General features: G+C 66.1%; 12 protein-coding genes and 3 pseudogenes. 7 read left to right on the top strand and 8 right to left on the bottom strand.

The window, feature by feature from the left end; all coding sequences use genetic code 11:
* From QOI01_RS10715 to trmB, 3 genes are all read right to left on the bottom strand, one after another.
* Nucleotides 1-2926 (bottom strand): MMPL family transporter (locus QOI01_RS10715; RefSeq protein ID WP_526380662.1); only part of this gene is annotated, 2926 nt, incomplete at its 3' end.
* Between the two features lie 53 nt (nucleotides 2927-2979).
* A complete protein-coding gene (locus QOI01_RS10710) occupies nucleotides 2980-3690 on the bottom strand; it encodes an NYN domain-containing protein (protein WP_526380660.1) in 711 nt (236 codons plus the stop codon).
* Entirely contained in the window at nucleotides 3687-4469 is a 783-nt protein-coding gene (trmB, locus tag QOI01_RS10705; RefSeq protein WP_526380658.1) for a tRNA (guanosine(46)-N7)-methyltransferase TrmB, read from the bottom strand. Before trmB ends, QOI01_RS10710 begins: the two co-directional genes overlap by 4 nt.
* A gap of 135 nt (nucleotides 4470-4604) precedes the next feature.
* Between trmB and QOI01_RS10700 the strand changes: the two genes are divergently transcribed.
* From QOI01_RS10700 to QOI01_RS10690, 3 genes are all read left to right on the top strand, one after another.
* On the top strand, nucleotides 4605-5606 hold the full coding sequence (locus QOI01_RS10700) for a hypothetical protein (RefSeq protein ID WP_526380656.1): 1002 nt from the start codon (nucleotides 4605-4607) through the stop codon (nucleotides 5604-5606).
* On the top strand, nucleotides 5603-6808 hold the full coding sequence (locus QOI01_RS10695) for a hypothetical protein (RefSeq protein ID WP_526380654.1): 1206 nt from the start codon (nucleotides 5603-5605) through the stop codon (nucleotides 6806-6808). The genes QOI01_RS10700 and QOI01_RS10695 overlap by 4 nt, the downstream gene beginning before the upstream one ends.
* Nucleotides 6809-6947: 139 nt before the next feature.
* Nucleotides 6948-8777: a phosphoenolpyruvate carboxykinase (GTP) gene (locus QOI01_RS10690; RefSeq protein WP_526380652.1), complete on the top strand. Its 1830-nt coding sequence runs from the start codon at nucleotides 6948-6950 to the stop codon at nucleotides 8775-8777.
* 191 nt (nucleotides 8778-8968) lie between these two features.
* Here QOI01_RS10690 and QOI01_RS10685 read toward each other — a convergent pair whose 3' ends face one another.
* The 4 genes and pseudogenes from QOI01_RS10685 to QOI01_RS10670 form a co-directional block, all read right to left on the bottom strand.
* The gene (locus QOI01_RS10685) at nucleotides 8969-10207 is read right to left on the bottom strand and encodes a cytochrome P450 (protein ID WP_526380650.1); all 1239 of its coding nucleotides are present in this window, start codon (nucleotides 10205-10207) and stop codon (nucleotides 8969-8971) included.
* Between the two features lie 118 nt (nucleotides 10208-10325).
* A complete protein-coding gene (locus tag QOI01_RS10680) occupies nucleotides 10326-10481 on the bottom strand; it encodes a hypothetical protein (RefSeq protein WP_526380648.1) in 156 nt (51 codons plus the stop codon).
* A gap of 118 nt (nucleotides 10482-10599) precedes the next feature.
* Nucleotides 10600-11141: pseudogene (locus tag QOI01_RS10675) on the bottom strand (ATP-binding protein); the annotation flags it as partial.
* A 292-nt stretch (nucleotides 11142-11433) separates the two neighbouring features.
* Nucleotides 11434-11895, bottom strand: a pseudogene (locus tag QOI01_RS10670) (adenylate/guanylate cyclase domain-containing protein); the annotation flags it as partial.
* Nucleotides 11896-12039: 144 nt separating this feature from the next.
* Here QOI01_RS10670 and fadD4 point away from each other — a divergent pair.
* Both fadD4 and QOI01_RS10660 read left to right on the top strand, forming a co-directional pair.
* Entirely contained in the window at nucleotides 12040-13590 is a 1551-nt protein-coding gene (gene fadD4 / locus QOI01_RS10665; protein WP_526380646.1) for a fatty-acid--CoA ligase FadD4, read from the top strand.
* Nucleotides 13587-14476, top strand: a pseudogene (locus QOI01_RS10660) (enoyl-CoA hydratase/isomerase family protein). Before fadD4 ends, QOI01_RS10660 begins: the two are co-directional and overlap by 4 nt.
* Here the strand turns inward: QOI01_RS10660 and QOI01_RS10655 are convergent.
* The gene (locus tag QOI01_RS10655; protein WP_526380644.1) at nucleotides 14469-14903 is read right to left on the bottom strand and encodes a MarR family winged helix-turn-helix transcriptional regulator; all 435 of its coding nucleotides are present in this window, start codon (nucleotides 14901-14903) and stop codon (nucleotides 14469-14471) included. The pseudogene QOI01_RS10660 and the gene QOI01_RS10655 overlap by 8 nt on opposite strands.
* A gap of 36 nt (nucleotides 14904-14939) precedes the next feature.
* Here QOI01_RS10655 and QOI01_RS10650 point away from each other — a divergent pair, with 36 nt between their 5' ends.
* On the top strand, nucleotides 14940-16058 hold the full coding sequence (locus QOI01_RS10650) for a substrate-binding domain-containing protein (protein WP_526380642.1): 1119 nt from the start codon (nucleotides 14940-14942) through the stop codon (nucleotides 16056-16058).
* A gap of 80 nt (nucleotides 16059-16138) precedes the next feature.
* Nucleotides 16139-17337 (top strand): amino acid permease (locus tag QOI01_RS10645; RefSeq protein WP_526380640.1); only part of this gene is annotated, 1199 nt, incomplete at its 3' end.

Genomic DNA, 17337 nt, shown 5'->3' with positions numbered 1-17337 from the left:
CACGGGTAGTGGACCGTCCTGGCTCGGCTCGCGGCGTGCGCTGCGTGGCCGGCTCGCTGGGTACCGACAGACGAGTGGTCTGGTCGGCGGCGGGCGTGGGCAGACGGGTCGTGGGTGGCTCGGCGGCGGGGGCAGCCGGGGTCGGGATGCGCGTCGTGCCTGCGGCCGACGGTGGGCTGACCCGCCGCGGAGCCGCCTTGCCCGTGCCGATGGCCCGCGGGCCGCCTTCGGGGTGGGTGGGATCGTGCGGCGGCCTGGCCCTGGCCGACGTGGGCGCGCCCGCCCCGACGAGTGCCTCCGAGTCGGCGTCGACTTCGCGCGCCGTTGGCCGCTTGCGCTCATCGGGGAGGTCTGTCTCGCCAAGCCCGATGCGCTGCTGGATGCGCTTCATCCAATGTGGCGCCCACCAGCAGTCGTCACCCAGCATCTTCATGATCGCGGGCACCAGGAACATCCGGACCACGGTAGCGTCCAGCAGGAGCGCGATGAGTAGGCCGAACGCCAGATACTTCATCATTACCAGGTCTGAGAACACGAACGCACCGGCGACGACGGCCAGCACCAAAGCCGCTCCGGTGATCAGCCGACCGGTGGTGGCGGTACCGATGCGGATGGCCTCGGCAGTGGACATGCCGCGCTCGCGCGCTTCCACCATGCGCGACACCAGGAAGACCTCGTAGTCCGTGGACAGGCCCCAGATCACCGCGATGATCAGGCCGATCATCGGTGCCATCAGCGGCTGCGGTGTGTAGTTCATCAGCCCCGACCCGTGCCCATCGATGAACATCCAGGTCAGCGCACCCATGGTCGAGCCGAGCGTGAGCGCGCTCATTACCGCGGCCTTGATCGGCAGCACCAGCGAGCCGAACGCCAGGAACATCAAGATCGTGGTGGTGCTGATCAGCAGGACCAACATCAATGGCAACTTGTCGAACAGGCTGTGAATGCCGTCCTGCGCCAGCGCAGGTGTGCCACCTACCGACATGCTCAGTCCACGCGGCGGCGGTATCGCGCGCAACTCCGCGATCTTCTTGGCGGCGTCGTTGGGGTTGGTCAGAGCGTTCTGCAACACCCGGACCGACGGATCCTTGGATGCACCGTCCAGGTAAGGACGTTCCTGCCACATCTTGGACGGGTCGTTGTTCGGGTCGACGAAGCCGGAAACGGCCATCACCTTGCTGCGGGCGTCGGCGATCTGAGCGTCGGTCACCGGCTGTCCGTCATTGCTCTCGATCACGAGCGTCAGCGGATCGGTGCGGAAGCCGGGGAAGATCGTGTCGAATTCCTGCTGCGCCTGTCGTACCGGGTTGTCCGGAGGTAGGTACTTCTCGCTGATGCCGCCGAGGGAGAGATTTCCGAGCGGGATGATCAGCGCAATCATCACGATCACGATGGGCACGGCGAACGCGGCAGGCCGCTTCATCACGCGATTGACCAACTTGCCCCAGAAGCCCTTTTCGACCTCTGCTCGGGTCTTGGTCTTCTGCGTCTTGTCGGCCAGCCAGTTCAGCCACCAGACGATCGGGCCGCGCACGGGCGGCACGGCCCGCGACAGGGCGAGTCCGGCGATGACCACCGAGACGAAGATCACGACGCCCAGCAGGATCCAGTACAGCGCACTTTCGATGACGCCCGCGTCACGCAGGGCGATCACTCCGTACCCGAGCGCGCACATCAGGCTGACATAGCCGAGAACCAAACCGATGAGGGCTAATCCTGCGCCGCGTTCACCGGTCGTCCTGATGCGCGATCTGGCGATGTGCCCGAACGCGATGCCCAGCGGCGGAAGCAGGATCCCGACCGGGATCGATGCCAGGGCAAGGGGATTGGAGCGCGGATTGGAGGGGTCGGAGATGATGGGATCGGGCTGGGCGAACCGCACCAGCATCTTCACTCCGACGGCATCGACGTTCGGCCCGAGGATCGCCAGCACGGCCGCCAGCACGGTGATCGAGAGAAACGACGCGAGCATGACCGACGCGATGATCGCGTAGGTGATCGACTTCAGGAAGTCCAGTGGGATCAGAAGCAGCGGCACGGATGACGCGACGAGGATGACGGCGGAGAACATGACCGTTCGGCCGGATGTCATCACGGTTCGCCTGACGGCGGCCTCGGTGTCGTAGCCTTCGGCGAGCTCCTCGCGGAACCGGCTTACGATGAACAGGCCGTAGTCGACGGCTATGCCCAGTCCCATCAGGGTCACCACGGGTTGGGCGAAGAAGTTCACGGGAACGAACTCGGCGACCAGTCGCATGATGCCCAGCGCGCCCATGATCGTCAGGGCGCCTATGAGCCCGGGGAGTGCGGCGGCGACCACCGTGCCGAAGACGAAGAACAACACGACGCACACGAGCGGGATGGCCGCCACCTCGGCGCGTTTCTGGTCCTCGCCGATCGTGCCCGTCAACGCCCCGGCCAGCGGCTCCAGGCCGGTGATCTTCACGTTAACGCCGGGAATGTAGAAGGCGCCTTCGACATCCTTGTAGTTGTTCAGGATGGTGTCGTCGTCATTGCCCTTGAGCTGGATCGACATGAACGCATGCTGCTTGTCCGCGTCGGCCATCGTGGTGAGCACCTGTGGGCTCTTGAAGTATCCGATCGAGCGCAGAATCTGGTTTGGATGGTCCTTCTCGACCTGCGCGAGGTTGGCGAGGATCTTCTTCTGAAACGCCGGGTCGTCGACGGTCTTGCCGTCGGGGGCCGTATAGATCGCGACGATGTGGCCGGACGTGTCGCGACCGTAGACCTTGTCGGCAGTCACGGACGCGTGGACCGACTGACTGCCGTTGTCGTAGAAGCCGCTCTGGGTGACGTGCTTTCCCAGGCTGATACCGAACACGCCGGCGCCAAGGCATAGTGCGACCATGACTCCGATCACTGCGTATCGGAATCGGTACACCGTTCGACCCCACCAGGCGAACACGTGAGCTCCTAACTGATCTTCTTCAAGTTTCTCGGCCCGTGAGCTTCAGTTGTTCACCCGCGTGAGGTGAGTAGCGAGGACAGCGGCCGGAATGGCTGCAGCCACGCCCCCTGCTGGGGCAGCGAATCAAGGCCGATTCGCGGTAGCGGCTCCCGGAAGACGCCGGGGATGTCCTCGAGGTCGACAAACTCCAAGGTATCCGACGCTAGCGCCCAACTCGCATGTTCGCGAAATCCGAGGACCCTGACCGGGATGCCTTCGCGGGCGATGTCCTCGAGCGGAAGTCGAAACGCCTGCCCGTCGGCGGACGCCACGAACACGCTGGCCAGACCCTCGCTGCGGCGCAGCGCAATGTGGTCGAGCATGTCGCTGTCGACGTCGCTGTCGTCGTCGACCTTGGGTTTGGCGAACACCGCGAAGCCGACGTTGCGCAATGCTTCCACCCACGGGCGGACGACGTCGGCGCTACCAGGGGCGATGTTGGTGAAGACCGTCGCCTCGGGTTCGAACGTGACCACCGGTTCGTCGGGAGAGCGTTCGGCCGACAGGTCGGCGGTGCGGGCCAGCAGCCAGCGACCCAGCGCGTCGAACCGGGGTCGGTGCGCCGCCGTGGGCCTGCCGCCCAGGATCGACCCGAGCCCCATGTCGAGGTTCGGGGCGTCCCAGACCAGCAGTACCCGCTGCGGGGTGCTGAACTGGGGCTCGGTCGGCTCACCGGTCTCGTCGGGGATCGCCCCGGCTTCTATCTCGTCCGTGATGCTCATGGCCGCTTCTCCCAGAGGAATTCGGCCACCGCACTGCCCGCGCGATGTGCCTTGTCCTCGTACTTCGTCACGGGCCGTCGCAACGAGACGGGTAGGTCCACGTCGGACACGTCGAGGTCGGCGGCCAGCCTGCGCAGTGCGGGCTCGGCGTCGCCGACCTCACCGATGTGTTCGGCGTAGCCGGGGTGATCCGTCGCGGCGTGCAGGATCCCACCCACCCGGAGTCGGTCGGCGATCAACGCCAGGGTCGCGGGCTGCAGCAGGCGGCGCTTGTGATGGCGCACCTTGGGCCACGGGTCGGGGAAGAAGACCCGCACACCGGTCAGAGAGGCCGGCCCGAGAAGGTGTTCGAGCACGTCGACACCGTCCCCGCGGATCAGGCGCACGTTGGTGAGGCCTTCACGGTCGATACCGTTGAGGAGTTGCGCGAGGCCGCGGCGGTAGACCTCGGCCGCGATCACGTCCACCTCCGGTTCGGCGGCGGCCATCGCGAGTGTCGAGGTACCCGTGCCGCAACCGATCTCCAGCACCAGCGGGGCCGGCCGCCCGAACCACGCCTCGGTGTCGAGCGGGACCGCGAGGCACCCGTCGGAATCCCTGGCCTGCATGCCGAGCTCCGGCCAGCGGCGATCCCAGGTGTCTCGTTGCAGGCCGGACAGCGCGGACCTGCGAGATCTGAAGCTGGTGACGCGGGGAAAGGCGTGCGCGGGGAGTGTGGTCTCCTCGGAGGCCGACGGGTCGGCCTCTCGCTGCACGTGCATCCGTCCATGGTCGCTCATCGAAGACGGTGTACCCGCATCGTGGTGCAATTCGATACCCAACAGTTGCCTTCTGCCGCTAGGCGCCGAGTAAGTGAAATAGCCGCTCTCCATGGGTGTGCCGGGGTGCGACGATGGGATGCGGGGGATCCAATCGTGACACAGGTGTTCGTCGGCGAGTTAGCGCAATTCGCTGACACCATGATCGGTCCGCAATTGACCCAGGTCATCAATCGTTTACGACGACCGGTGCGCATTGCGGTGATCGGCCGCGACGGGGTCGGCCGGGGCAATGTGGTTGCTGCGCTGCGGCGAAGGGGTGTTGCCGTGGTGCCACCCGACGTCTGTGAGGTCTGCGTTCTGGTGATCGCCGAGGCGCTCAAGGCAGAAGACCTGGCGGCGGTGAGGACCAGCCGAAGACCGGTGCTGATCGTTCTCACGAAGGCAGATCTGGCCAGCACGGGCTCGGGAGGGCCGCTCGCGGTCACCCGCGACCGGGCTGGCGCAATCCGCATCCTGACGGCGACGCCGACGGTGCCCATGGTGGGTCTGTTGGCGGCCCTGGAATCCGATGTGCTCGACGGGGACCTCGTCGCCGCGCTGCGCGCGTTCGTCGGCGAGCCGCCCAACCTCACCAGCGTCGACGCCTTCGTCGGCGATCCACATTCGGTCGGTCGCGACGTACGTGCCCGTCTGCTCGAGCGACTCGACAGGTTCGGCATCGCGCACGCCATCCTCGCGCTGGCCGGCGGGACCGAACCCGCTCTACTGCCCGCGCACCTCGCTCGCCTCGGCAACCTCGACGAGGTGATGTGCGCACTCGACGCGGTGTCGGCACCGGTCCGGTACCGGAGACTGTGCACGGCATTGGCCGAATTGCGGTCCCTCACCGTGCAATTGGGTAGTAGCCCCCTTTCTGACACGCTGACCGACCTGCTGGCGGCCGACGTCACGGTGATGGCCGCGATGACCGCTGCCGTCGACGTGATCGAGGCCGACGGCCGGTCCGTCGACCGTGGCGACACGCCCGCCGCCCACCTCGACCGCGCCATCCGGTGGAGCCGCTACGGCCGAGGTCCGGTCAACGCGTTGCACCGCCGCTGCAGCAGAGACATCGTGAGGGGCTCGTTACGCCTTCTCGACGGAGCATCGGCGTGACGGCGGGCCGGGTCGTTCTCGTGGTGGGACCGCAGCTGGCCGGTGTCGATGGCGTCGTCGTTGCCCTGGGTCGGGAGCTGCCCGATCACGTGGTCGTAGGGCTCGACGGGCTGCCTGCGCACCGTCCGCCCGACGCGGTGCTCGCCGTCCTGTCGGCGGTGGCGCCGCTGACGCGAACGGACTGGGACCTGATCGAGCGCGCCGCGGCAGGCGCCGACCTGGTCATCGCGGTGGTGTCGAAGATCGACGCGCACCGGGGATGGCGAGCGGTGATGGAAGTCGACCGGGCGCTCGTAGCGGGCTGGAACACGCGGCGTCGATCGATGCCGTGGGTGGGGATCGCCGCGGCTCCCGATCTCGGTGAACCACGCCTCGGCGAACTGGTGCTCCTGCTGCGCGACCGCCTCGCGGCCCCCGGCCCGGATCGGCGAAACGACCTGCGGAGAAACGAGTTTCGCATTCAGGCGAACCGCACGCGGGCCACGGAGGCCGGTCGCCGGTCGCCTGGGGCTGACGCCATCGAACTCAGAAGCGTGCTCCAGCGCACGCGACTGCGGCTCGTCGGATTCGTTCGGGACCGGTGCTCGGCGCTGCGGGCCGAGCTGCGGGAGGACGCCTCTTCGGTGCCCGTCGGCGGATCGGGCCGCTTCGAGGCCCGAGTGCGGAGCCAGGCCGTTCGCTTCCTCGCCGATCTCGACGACGAGATCACCCACGCGGTGGGGGACGCCGCGGCGGAACTCGCGGTGGACGAGCACGCCATCGCCCGGCTGCGACCGGCCGGCCGCCACGACCCGCCGGACCTGTCCCGTTCGCCGTCGTCGTCGCGGCGTTTGGAGGGTCGTCTGATGGCGGTGCTCGGCGTCGGTTTCGGGCTGGGCATCGCGTTGGCGTCGAGTCGGTTGCTGGCCGGGTTGGCGCGAGGCCCGTCGCTCTTGGGGCTGGCGGTCGGCGGCGCGGTGGGGCTGGCGCTGGTGGTGTGGGTGGTCCGCGTGCGGGGTCTGCTGCACGATCGCGCATTGCTCGACAGGTGGGTCACCGAGGTCGCCGCGACGCTGAGATGGCACGGCGAGGCGGTGGTGGCGGAGCGCCTGCTCGCGGCCGAGTCCGCATGCGTCCTGGCACGGTCGAGGCGTACCGCCGCGGGGGTCTCCGTCGGCCCCGAATCAGGCCGAAAAGATGTCAGCGAACAGTACGAATGGTGATCGGGGCGGCAAAACGGCCGTAAACGTCTATCTGAATCGTTCCTGTGAGAGAACGGACATACTCTCGATTCACCGCGGGTATGTCACCCGCGTTAACCTCTAAGCAGGCTACAACCGCGACCGCCAGCAGGAGAATTTGATGACCTCAGCGACCATTCCCGGTCTGGACAGCGCACCGACCAAACACGAGGGGCTGCTCGCCTGGGTTCGCGAGGTTGCCGAACTGACACAGCCCGACCGCGTGATGTTCGCCGATGGTTCCGACGAGGAGCACGAGCGCTTGAGCGCGCACCTCGTCGAGGCAGGGACCTTCCAGAAGCTGAACGAAGACAAGCAACCGAATTCGTACCTCGCGCTGTCTGACCCCTCCGACGTGGCCCGCGTGGAGTCCAGGACGTTCATCTGTTCCGAGCGCGAGATCGACGCCGGTCCCACCAACAACTGGATGGACCCCGCCGAGATGCGGGAGCTCATGACCGAGCTCTACCGCGGCTCGATGCGCGGTCGGACGCTGTGGGTGGTGCCGTTCTGCATGGGCCCGCTCGGTGCGGAGGATCCGAAGCTCGGCGTCGAGATCACCGACTCGGAATACGTCGTCGTGTCGATGCGCACGATGACCCGGATGGGCAAGGCAGCGCTGGACAAGATCGGCGACGACGGCTTCTTCGTCAAGGCGCTGCACTCGATCGGCGCCCCGCTGGAGTCCGGCCAGACCGACGTGCCGTGGCCCTGCAATGACACCAAGTACATCACCCACTTCCCCGAGACCCGCGAGATCTGGAGCTACGGCTCGGGCTACGGCGGCAACGCGCTACTTGGCAAGAAGTGCTATTCGCTGCGCATCGCGTCGGCGATGGCCCACGACGAGGGCTGGCTCGCCGAGCACATGCTGATCCTCAAGTTGATCTCGCCGGAGAACAAGGCGTACTTCATCGCCGCGGCGTTCCCGTCGGCGTGCGGCAAGACCAATCTCGCGATGCTGCAGCCCACCATCCCCGGTTGGCGCGCCGAGACCGTCGGCGACGACATCGCGTGGATGCGGTTCGGCAAGGACGGCAGGCTCTACGCCGTCAATCCCGAGTTCGGCTTCTTCGGCGTCGCGCCCGGCACCAACTGGGATTCCAACCCCAACGCGATGAAGACCATCGCCGCGGGCAACACCGTCTTCACCAACGTCGCCAAGACCGACGACGGGGACGTGTGGTGGGAGGGCCTCGAAGGCGAACCGGACCACCTGATCGACTGGAAGGGTCACGACTGGATCCTGCGCGAGACGGAAACCAAAGCGGCACACCCGAACTCGCGCTACTGCACGCCGATCTCGCAGTGCCCGACGCTGGCCCCCGAATGGGACGACCCGCAGGGTGTGCCGATCTCGGCCATCCTGTTCGGCGGCCGCCGCAAGACGACGGTTCCGCTGATCACGCAGGCCCGCGACTGGCAGCACGGCGTCTTCATCGGCGCCACCCTGGGTTCCGAGCAGACGGCCGCAGCGGAGGGCAAGGTCGGCACGGTCCGTCGCGACCCGATGGCCATGCTGCCGTTCATCGGCTACAACGTCGGCGATTACATGCAGCACTGGATCGACACCGGCAAGAATGCCGACGAGTCCAAGATGCCCGCCGTGTTCTTCGTGAACTGGTTCCGCCGCGGCGACAACGGCCGCTTCCTCTGGCCGGGCTTCGGCGAGAACAGCCGGGTGCTCAAGTGGGCCATCGAGCGCATCGAGCACCAGGCCGATGGCAAGTCGACCGCCATCGGCATCGTGCCGACGGCCGCCGATCTCGATCTGGACGGTTTGGACGTCGACCCCGCGGACGTCGATTTGGCCCTCGAGGTCAACCCCGAGGAATGGCGCAAGGAGCTGCCCCTCATCGAGGAGTGGTTCGAGTTCGTCGGCGAGAAGCTACCGACTGGCATCAAGGACGAGTTCGACGCGCTGAAGACCCGACTGGCCGAAGCCGACTAGCACGCCCCACCTTTCCGCGCGAGCGTGCGTGTCTGTACTGCAACACGCCGCTGAGCGCGCCCAATTATGCACGCTCGACGTCATGTCAGGGCTGCACAAGCGGTTTCGCAAGAGAACCACCTCAATCGCATCAGCGGCTTGGTTTGGAGCGAGGGGTGGCCCTCTTCGGGGTAGGTGCGCGTGCCGGACGATCAGTGTCCGGCATCGAATTCGATGGGTAACGTGATCGGGCCGCTGATTCCGGTCAACGACTTCCACGGGGCGGGGCCGGTGCGACGCGCGTTGGGCATACGGTGCGTGACGACGGCCAACGCCTCGGTGAGCTCGGCTCGGGCGAGATGCGATCCGAGGCAGTAGTGGACGCCGCCGCCAAAGGACAGCATCGCCGGCGGGTCGCTGCGCGTGATGTCGAGTCGATCCGGATCGTCGTAGACCGCGGGGTCGCGGTTCGCCGCAGCGGTGTTGACCATGACGAGCGTGCCTGCAGGGATGAACACTCCGCCGAGCTCGACATCCTCGATGGCAGTCCGCATGGTCGCGGTGGCGATGGAGGAATGACGCATGGTCTCCTCGACCGCCTTCGGTGCGAGATCGGGATGCTGCGCCAGCAATGCCCACTGGTCCGGGTGGTCACAGAGCACCTGCACCGAGGCGGCCACTTGGTTTCTGGTGGTGTCGGTGCCGGCCATCAGAAGGCCGGCGGCGAGCATGAGCAGCTCGTCGTGGGTCAAGCGGTCGCCGTCGTCTTCCGCGCGGATCAGGTCGGAGATGAGGTCGTCAGTGAGCGCCGTGCGCCGGCGGGCGATCATGTCGTCGAGGTAGGCGTCGAGCGCCTTCCACGACCGCAGGATGTCGGGTTGGTCCTGGGCGGCGGTCCAGCTGAAGGTCTTCATGATGTCGTCGGTCCAGTCGGAGAACAGCTTCCAATCGCGACGATCGGTGCCGAGCAGCGCGCAGATGACCGGGATCGGATACTTCTGCGCTATGTCGGTGACGACGTCGCAGCGACCAGTCCCAGCGAGTTCGTCGACCAGTTCGGTGATGACCTCGACGATGGTGGGCTGCAGCCGTGCGGCGGCGCGGGGTGCGAAGGCCTTGGACACGAGTCGGCGTAGCCGATGGTGCTCGGCGCCGTCGAGACTCAACAGATTCGTGACGACCCGGTCCCACAGCGGACCGGAGGTGACGCCCTGGGCCGCAAGACTGAACCCCGGTGGCATACAGAACCTCGAGTCGCGCAGTACGGAGCGGACCAGGTCGTAGGTGAGCAACTCGGGGCCGTGCGGGCCGAGCGCAATGGGCGCCTGCCGCCGAGCCTCCCTGAACATGGCGTGCGCTTCCTCGGGGTCTTGGACGTGCGTGTAGTCGATGGAAGGCAGTCCGGCGTCGAACACGCTCGGCGTGCGCGCCCGGTTGATTGCGATGGACATCGGATCTCCTCGGGATCAGGAATGCCCATCAAGCGTCACCCGGCTCGACGCAAAGGCGTTGAGTAGTCGACTACTCGAGTTTCGGAGCGTCTGGAGAGCCGCTCCGACGTTCGTCCCGTCACCCGAGTTCGGCGCGCAACCGGTCGATCTGCCCGTATGCATACGCCATCATCTCGGCAGCGGTCATGTGTTCGCCTGCGCGGGAGAGGGATTCGTAGGCATCGTTGCCGAGCACATCGCGCAGATGCGATACCGTCGCGCTGCTCTCCGGCAACGCCGCCTGGGTGAACGGGGTCAGCGCGAACCCGCATGTGATGGCCGCAGGCTCGAAATGCCCCGAGCCGGTCGAACAAGACGGCGAGGATGACTAGCGGATTCCTGACCAGGTAGACGTCGAACACCAGAAGTCGCGAACGCCCCTCCAAGGCCTGGGGCGACAGCATCTGCGACGCTCAACCCTGGCTGCTGGGTGACACCGAGTACCGCGGATACTGCGTCGGGTACTGCGGCCGGGTCGCCGACCGCGGCAAGCTCGACGACGAACACGCCGTCGGCGAAACCGTCACTGGACTGCGCGGCGGTCTCGACTGCCAGTCGGGTCGTGCCGACGCCACCGACTCCGGGTCAACGTCACCAACCGATGGGTGTCGAGGGCATCTGCGATGGACGTCAGTTCCGCCTCGCGCCCAACGAAACTGGTTGTCGCCGGTCGTAGGTTTCCCTTCGTCGGATCGAGGGTCTTCAATGCCGGAAACTCGGCCCGAAGGTCGGGATCGCGGACCTGGTATACGTCAACCGGGCTGGCGATGTCCCGTAAGCGCTTGGAACCCAGGTCAATCAGGTCGACACCGCTGAGCAGACCCGCGGTCTGGCCGTCGAGCAGATTCTGCCCGCCGTGCCCGGCCGACATGATCCGGGCGGCGCGGTTGAGGACCGTCGATGTCAGTGAACAGAAACGTGATTACCCCCGACGGCGCGCTCATCGAAGGTCCGCACGGGCCAGGCCGATCTGATCGAATGCATAGACTGTTACGGCGGCGGTAGTCATAGCCGCTCCGGCGCACACGAACGATTCGTAGGTCTGATCGCCGAGCACCTCACGCAAATGTGCTGTTGCCGAATCAGTTTCGGGAAAGACCTGACGAGAGCTCGGCACATCGCCGAATCCCATGAGCGTGGCACCGGCCAGAGTTGTTCGTCCGCTAAGTGCAATCCTTCGCGGCTGGTGGCCAGGACCCGTACCGTTTTTGACCCAGCCCGATCAGGTCGATGCCGCTGAGCAATCCCGCGGTGAGGCCGTCGATCAAAATCTGGCCGCCGTGGCCACTACTCATGACCCGAGAGGCCCGATTGAGCGCGGTGCCGGAGTAATCGCCGCCACGGTGTTCGGCTTCGCCCGTGGAGATGCCCATGCGGACGGGCAACTCAAGGGCCAGCTGTGCGGCTATCGCGGCGTCGACGGCCGCGCGCGGCGAGGCAAAGGCCGCGCACACCCCGTCACCGGTGTGTTTGAACAACCACCCCGTGTACTTCTCGATGGCCTCGCGCAGCACCGCGTCGTGGGCTTCCAACGCGGAACGCATGAGCTCCGGATCGGCCTCCCACCGCCGAGTCGACCCCTCGATGTCGGTGAAAAGGAATGTGACGACGCCCGAGGGCCACGCACGTTGATCTGCCTGCACACTCATCGGAGCACCCCCGCACTCCCGGAATCCCCGGCGATGTCATGGTATGACCTGCGTACGGGCCACAAGATCGGTTTCGCAGTCGTGGTGGTCTTGACTTCGGACCTACTTGACACCCGTCAAGTCGCGACGTCGTAAAGTCAGTTCATGCAGATTCGTGACACCGCCGTTGCCACCCCCTACAAGCCCGCCATCATCATGCATCCGTCCGGGACGGTGGTGACGTTCGGTGAGCTGGAGGCACGGGCGAACCAGTTGGCGCATCACTTCCGGTCGGCCGGGCTGGTCGAGGGTGACGTCGTGGCGATCCTGATGGAGAACAGCGAACACACGCACGAGGTGATGTGGGCCGCGCGCCGGGCCGGGCTGTACTACGTCCCGATAAACACCCACGTCACCGCGGCCGAGGTCGCCTACATCGTCGACAACAGCAGCGCGAAGGCGATCGTCGGTTCCGGCGGACTGCGGGACACCCTGGCCGGCCTCGGGGCCGAGTTGCCTGGCGGGCTGCCCGCCGTGCTGCTGATCGCCGACGCAGCCGGATCGTCGGCGACAAGCGCCTCCAGCGACCTCGACGGCTGGCAGCGATACCCGGAATGCGTTGCCGGGCAACCCGTCACCCCCATCGCGGACGAGATCGAGGGAGACCTGCTGCAGTACTCCTCGGGCACTACCGGGCGACCCAAGGGCATCAAGCGCGATCTGCCTCACCTGCCGCCAGCGGAGGTGCCGGGACTGATGGCCGCCCTCGTAGGATTCTGGATGCATCCGGAGGCCGTGTACCTGAGCCCGGCGCCGCTATACCACACCGCTCCGTCGGTGTGGTCCATGCAGACGCAGGCTGGTGGGATCACCACCGTCGTGCTGGAGAAGTTCAACCCCGAGGGGGCGTTGGAGGCCATCCAGAAGCACCGGGTGACCCACGGCCAGTTCGTTCCGGTGATGTTCACCCGGATGCTGAAACTGCAAGAGGGAATCCGTAATTCGTACGACGTATCCAGTCTGCAGCGTGTCATGCACGCAGCGGCGCCGTGCCCCGTGGAGATCAAGAAGCAGATGATCGATTGGTGGGGCCCGATCGTCGATGAGTACTACGCATCCTCTGAGGCCATCGGCTCCACGCTGATCACGGCCGAGGACTGGTTGACCCATCCCGGTTCGGTCGGCAAGCCGATGATGAGTGCGCTGCACATCCTCGACGAAGACGGCAACGACCTGCCGCCCGGCGAGGCCGGCGAGATCTACTTCGAGGGCGGCTTCGACTTCGAGTACCTCAACGATCCCGGCAAGACGGCGTCGTCCCGGGACTCGCACGGGTGGAAGACGGTGGGCGACATCGGGTATCTCGATGAAGAGGGCTACCTATACCTCACCGACCGGCGGCACCACATGATCATCTCAGGCGGCGTGAACATCTATCCGCAGGAGGCCGAGAACGCTCTGGTGACCCACCCCAAGGTGATGGACGCTGCGGTCTTCGGGATCCCCGACGAGGAGATGGGCCAGCGCGTCAAGGGTGTCGTGCAGACCGTGGACCAGGCCGATGCCACCGAGGAATTCGCCGACGAACTTCTGGCCTGGCTGCGAGACCGGTTGGCGCACTACAAGTGTCCGCGGTCGATCTCGTTCGAGGTGCAGCTGCCGCGCACAGATACCGGCAAGCTGTACAAGCAGGAGCTGATCAAGAAGTACTCGTGAGGCACGTCGGTCTCGCAGGGGGCCGTCTCGTCACGGCGGACTCGTCGGACTCGTCGGAGGAGGCCACCTTCACGCTGACCGAGGAACCCTGCGACGACGAACGCACGATCACGGTGACGTCGATCGAGGGGGCGCTCGACGTCGTCGCGAGGCGAATTGCGCAGTGGCCCATCGCCGCGGCCCTGTGCGACGACGTACTGCGCGCATTCGACGCCGACGCCCCGACGGGTACTGGCGTCGTCACCGAATCCCTGGCGTACTCGACGTTGCAGTCGGGTCCGGAGTTTACCCGCTGGCTCCGCGACCGTGGACCCGCGACGGTGCCCGACATTCCCGATCCAGTGGTCGCCGAGCGGGACGGCAACACGTTGCACGTCCGGTTCAATCGGCTGCAACGCCATAACGCGTTCTCCACCGACGCGCGGGCGGCATTGCTCGAAGCACTCGAGGTCGGCCACCTCGACCCGTCCATCACGGAGGTGGTGCTCGCAGGCGAGGGCCCGTCCTTCTGCAGCGGTGGCGATCTCGCCGAGTTCGGCACGTTCACCGACCCTGCGTCGGCACACTCGCCCGCACCCGCCATAGCCCGGCGCTGGTGCTCGACACGCTCACCGGCCGACTCGGTGCGGCGTGCCGGGCCGAGGCGCATGGTCAGGTGCTGGGCAGCGGGTTGGAGATGGCGTGCTTTTGTGGATGGGTTGCTGTTCAGCCAGATTCGGTATTCGGACTGCCCGAATTGGCCCTCGGCCTGATCCCCGGCGCGGGCGGGACCGTTAGCGTGACGCGACGCATCGGACGATGGCGCACTGCTTATCTGGTGTTTTCGGGCGTGACCATCGACGCGGCCACCGCGCTGGGCTGGGGTTTGGTCGACGAACTTACGTAGTGAATTGTCGCAGCAGCTTCCCGAGCTCCTCGACGCGGTCCGGCCCGAACCGGCGGGCCATCGACCTCTGGTGCTCAGCCGCAATCCCGTCCAGCCGCGCCAGCAGGCTCTTGCCGAGTGGCGACAGTTGGATTGCGATGCGACGGCGATCGTCCGGGAAATGTGTCCGGTACAGCAGGGCCGAGGAGGCCAGTGTGTCGAGTGTGCGGGTGAAGGTCGGCTGTGCGATGCCCAGCCGGGCCGCAATGGCGACCATCGGCTCACCCTCATCGGCGGCCAACGCACGCAATATGCGCCACTGATCGACGGTGGTCGACTCGGCGTCGAAGGCGGCCGCCAGTTCGCGGGACAACATCCGTTGAACGGACGTCAGCAGGTCGATCACGGGAGCAACCGCGACAGACGGCACCTCGGATCGCGTGGCCATGATGCGAGCATAGTGACGCGATGCATACTTGCTGGTGTGTCGCCGCTTGACGTGGTGCGGCCTTCTCTCGAAGTGCTGGTGGACGGCCCCTCGGACGATGTTCTGAGCCTTGGCCTTCTGATCCCGATGTCCGGCCCGTTGGGTCTGACGGCGACGTCTGCCCTCGATGCCGCGTGCCTGGCCGCCACGGAAGTCAACGAGAGCGGTGGCGAACGTGGCCGCCGCGTTGAACTGGTGCTCGTCGACGCAGGCAGTGATCCGGACCGCGTCGCGGCGGAGTCGAAGCATCTCGCCGATGCGACGTTGGTCGATGCCTTCGTAGGCCTGCACACCAGCGATGTGCATCGGGCGATCGAGGTGGCGCTGGCGGGACGGACGCCATACATCTTCACACCGCCACACGAGGGGGGACGCCGATCACCCGGCGTCGTCCTCATCGGTGATCCACCGCCCCGCCAGATCGGCCCGGCCCTGACCAACTTGATGTCCCGGCGCGGGCTTCGACGATGGGTGATGATCGGCAGTGACTACATCTGGACGTGGTCGATGCATCGATTCGCCGCGAAACAGATCGTCGCGGCCGGCGGATCGGTCGTTTCATCAAGGCTAGTTCCGTTCGGCATCCGTTCCGCCGATGCCGACGTACTCGTCGAACTGTTGTCCAGACGGCATGCCGACGCCGTCCTGTTGAGCCTGATCGGCAGCGACCTGGCCGTGTTCAACCGCGCATTCGCCCGAGCAGGTCTCGGCGATCGGGTCGTGCGGCTCTCCGGTTCCTTGGAAGAGAACGGGCTGCTGGCCGCCGGCGGGGACGACACCGGCGAGTTATATTCGGCGATGCGGTCTTTCGCCGGCCAAGCCGACGACCGACGCCGTGCCCTCGCCGAGAATCATCACCGCGCCTTCGGAGATTTCGCCCCCGTCCTCGACGCCTACTCCGAAGGATGTTACGACGGCGTGCACCTCGCCGTTGCGCTGGCCGCAATCGATGCACTGGCGGCCGTGCCCGCCCAAGCCGCGGCCCGTCATCTGCTGGCGCAAAACGGCGTCGATTGCCCTGACGCCTGGTCGCATGCGCCGGTCGGGGCGCCGCAGCAGCAGCGATGCCTGGCTCGCGCCGATGGCCTCGACTTCGCGGTTGTTGCCGCTCTGTAAACCATTCATTTGAATAATATTCATTTGGTTGGTCATGTGTCTAGTCTGGTGCCCGTCACCTCGACACACTGGGAGGCCTCATGGCTGACGAATCAATACCGGACACCGTCCGTGCATCGCAACGGCCGACCACGGCCACGCTTCATCGCGGTCTGAGCGTTCGAGGCGTCATCGCACTTGCGGTCAGCGACATAACGCCGATGGCCTCATTACTGATCATCGCACCGGTCGTGCTCGCTGCGTCCGGAACCGGATCGATGTGGGCCTACCTCATCGGCTGCTTCCTCGCGATCTGTGTCGCACTGTGTATGGGAGAGCTCGGCTCGATGTATCCGGTTGCAGGCGGCCTGTATTCGATCGTGCATCGGGTGCTCGGCCGCCCGACGGGATTCCTCGCCCTCGTCGACTACATCGCCCAGGGTGTGTTTCTCCCGGCGAGCATCGCGCTCGGTGTGGGCACCTACCTACACGCGCTGGACGACTCGATTCCGGTGAACCTGTCCTCGGCCATCGCGATGGCGGTCGTGACACTGCTGGCGGTGCTACGCATCCACATCGGCGCCATCCTGGTGGCGATATTTCTCGCAATCGAGGTCACCGTCCTGGTGGTCGTAGCCGTTGCGGGCTTCTCGCACTGGAATCAGCCGTTGAGCATCCTGACTCATCCGGTGAACTTCGACGGCACCACGCTGTCCTCCGTCGGAGCCGGTGCCATCGTCGCCGCGATTGCGATCACGATGTTCTCCGTCAACGGGTACGACAGCGCCATCAACTTCTCCGAGGAGGCCCGCGGCGGCCCCGCCACCATCGGGAAGGCTGTCGTCATCGCGGCCCTGACCGGTATCGTGCTCGAACTCGTACCATTCTTCGGCGGCCTGATGGGCGCTCAGGATCTCGGCCAATACTTGTCCAGTGCAACGCCTCTCACCGACCTGATCAACCAGGTATGGGGACCGACGTTCAAGAACGTCGTCATCATCGGCGCGTTGTTCGCGGTACTCAACGCGATCCTGGCGATCACCTTGCAGTTCGCCCGGATTCTGTGGTCAAGTGCGCGGGACCGGGCCTGGCCGGATGTGGTCAACTCCGCACTGGGGCGGGTGCACCCGAAGTTCCAGTCCCCGTGGGTGGCGACGCTCGTCCTCGGCACGGTCGCGACCGCGCTGTGCTTCGCATCAGATCTCGTCACCACCGTGACCTTCACCGCGGTCCTGATCATCGTGCTATACGGCCTCATCGCAATTGCCGCGCTGATCAGCCGGATCCGGGACAAGGAGAC

Source organism: Mycobacterium sp. (assembly GCF_032162605.1).
Classification (GTDB): Bacteria; Actinomycetota; Actinomycetes; order Mycobacteriales; family Mycobacteriaceae; genus Mycobacterium.
Note: the sequence above shows the minus strand (reverse complement) of the source record. Positions and strands in the feature narration are given on the sequence as shown.

What these genes read in the sequence shown, in the direction of transcription:
- QOI01_RS10710 (WP_526380660.1), bottom strand. Translation starts at nt 3,690, where the DNA reads ATGAGCATCACGGACGAGATAGAAGCCGGGGCGATCCCCGACGAGACC.
- trmB (WP_526380658.1), bottom strand. Translation starts at nt 4,469, where the DNA reads ATGAGCGACCATGGACGGATGCACGTGCAGCGAGAGGCCGACCCGTCG.
- QOI01_RS10690 (WP_526380652.1), top strand. Translation starts at nt 6,948, where the DNA reads ATGACCTCAGCGACCATTCCCGGTCTGGACAGCGCACCGACCAAACAC.
- QOI01_RS10685 (WP_526380650.1), bottom strand. Translation starts at nt 10,207, where the DNA reads ATGTCCATCGCAATCAACCGGGCGCGCACGCCGAGCGTGTTCGACGCC.
- fadD4 (WP_526380646.1), top strand. Translation starts at nt 12,040, where the DNA reads ATGCAGATTCGTGACACCGCCGTTGCCACCCCCTACAAGCCCGCCATC.
- QOI01_RS10655 (WP_526380644.1), bottom strand. Translation starts at nt 14,903, where the DNA reads ATGGCCACGCGATCCGAGGTGCCGTCTGTCGCGGTTGCTCCCGTGATC.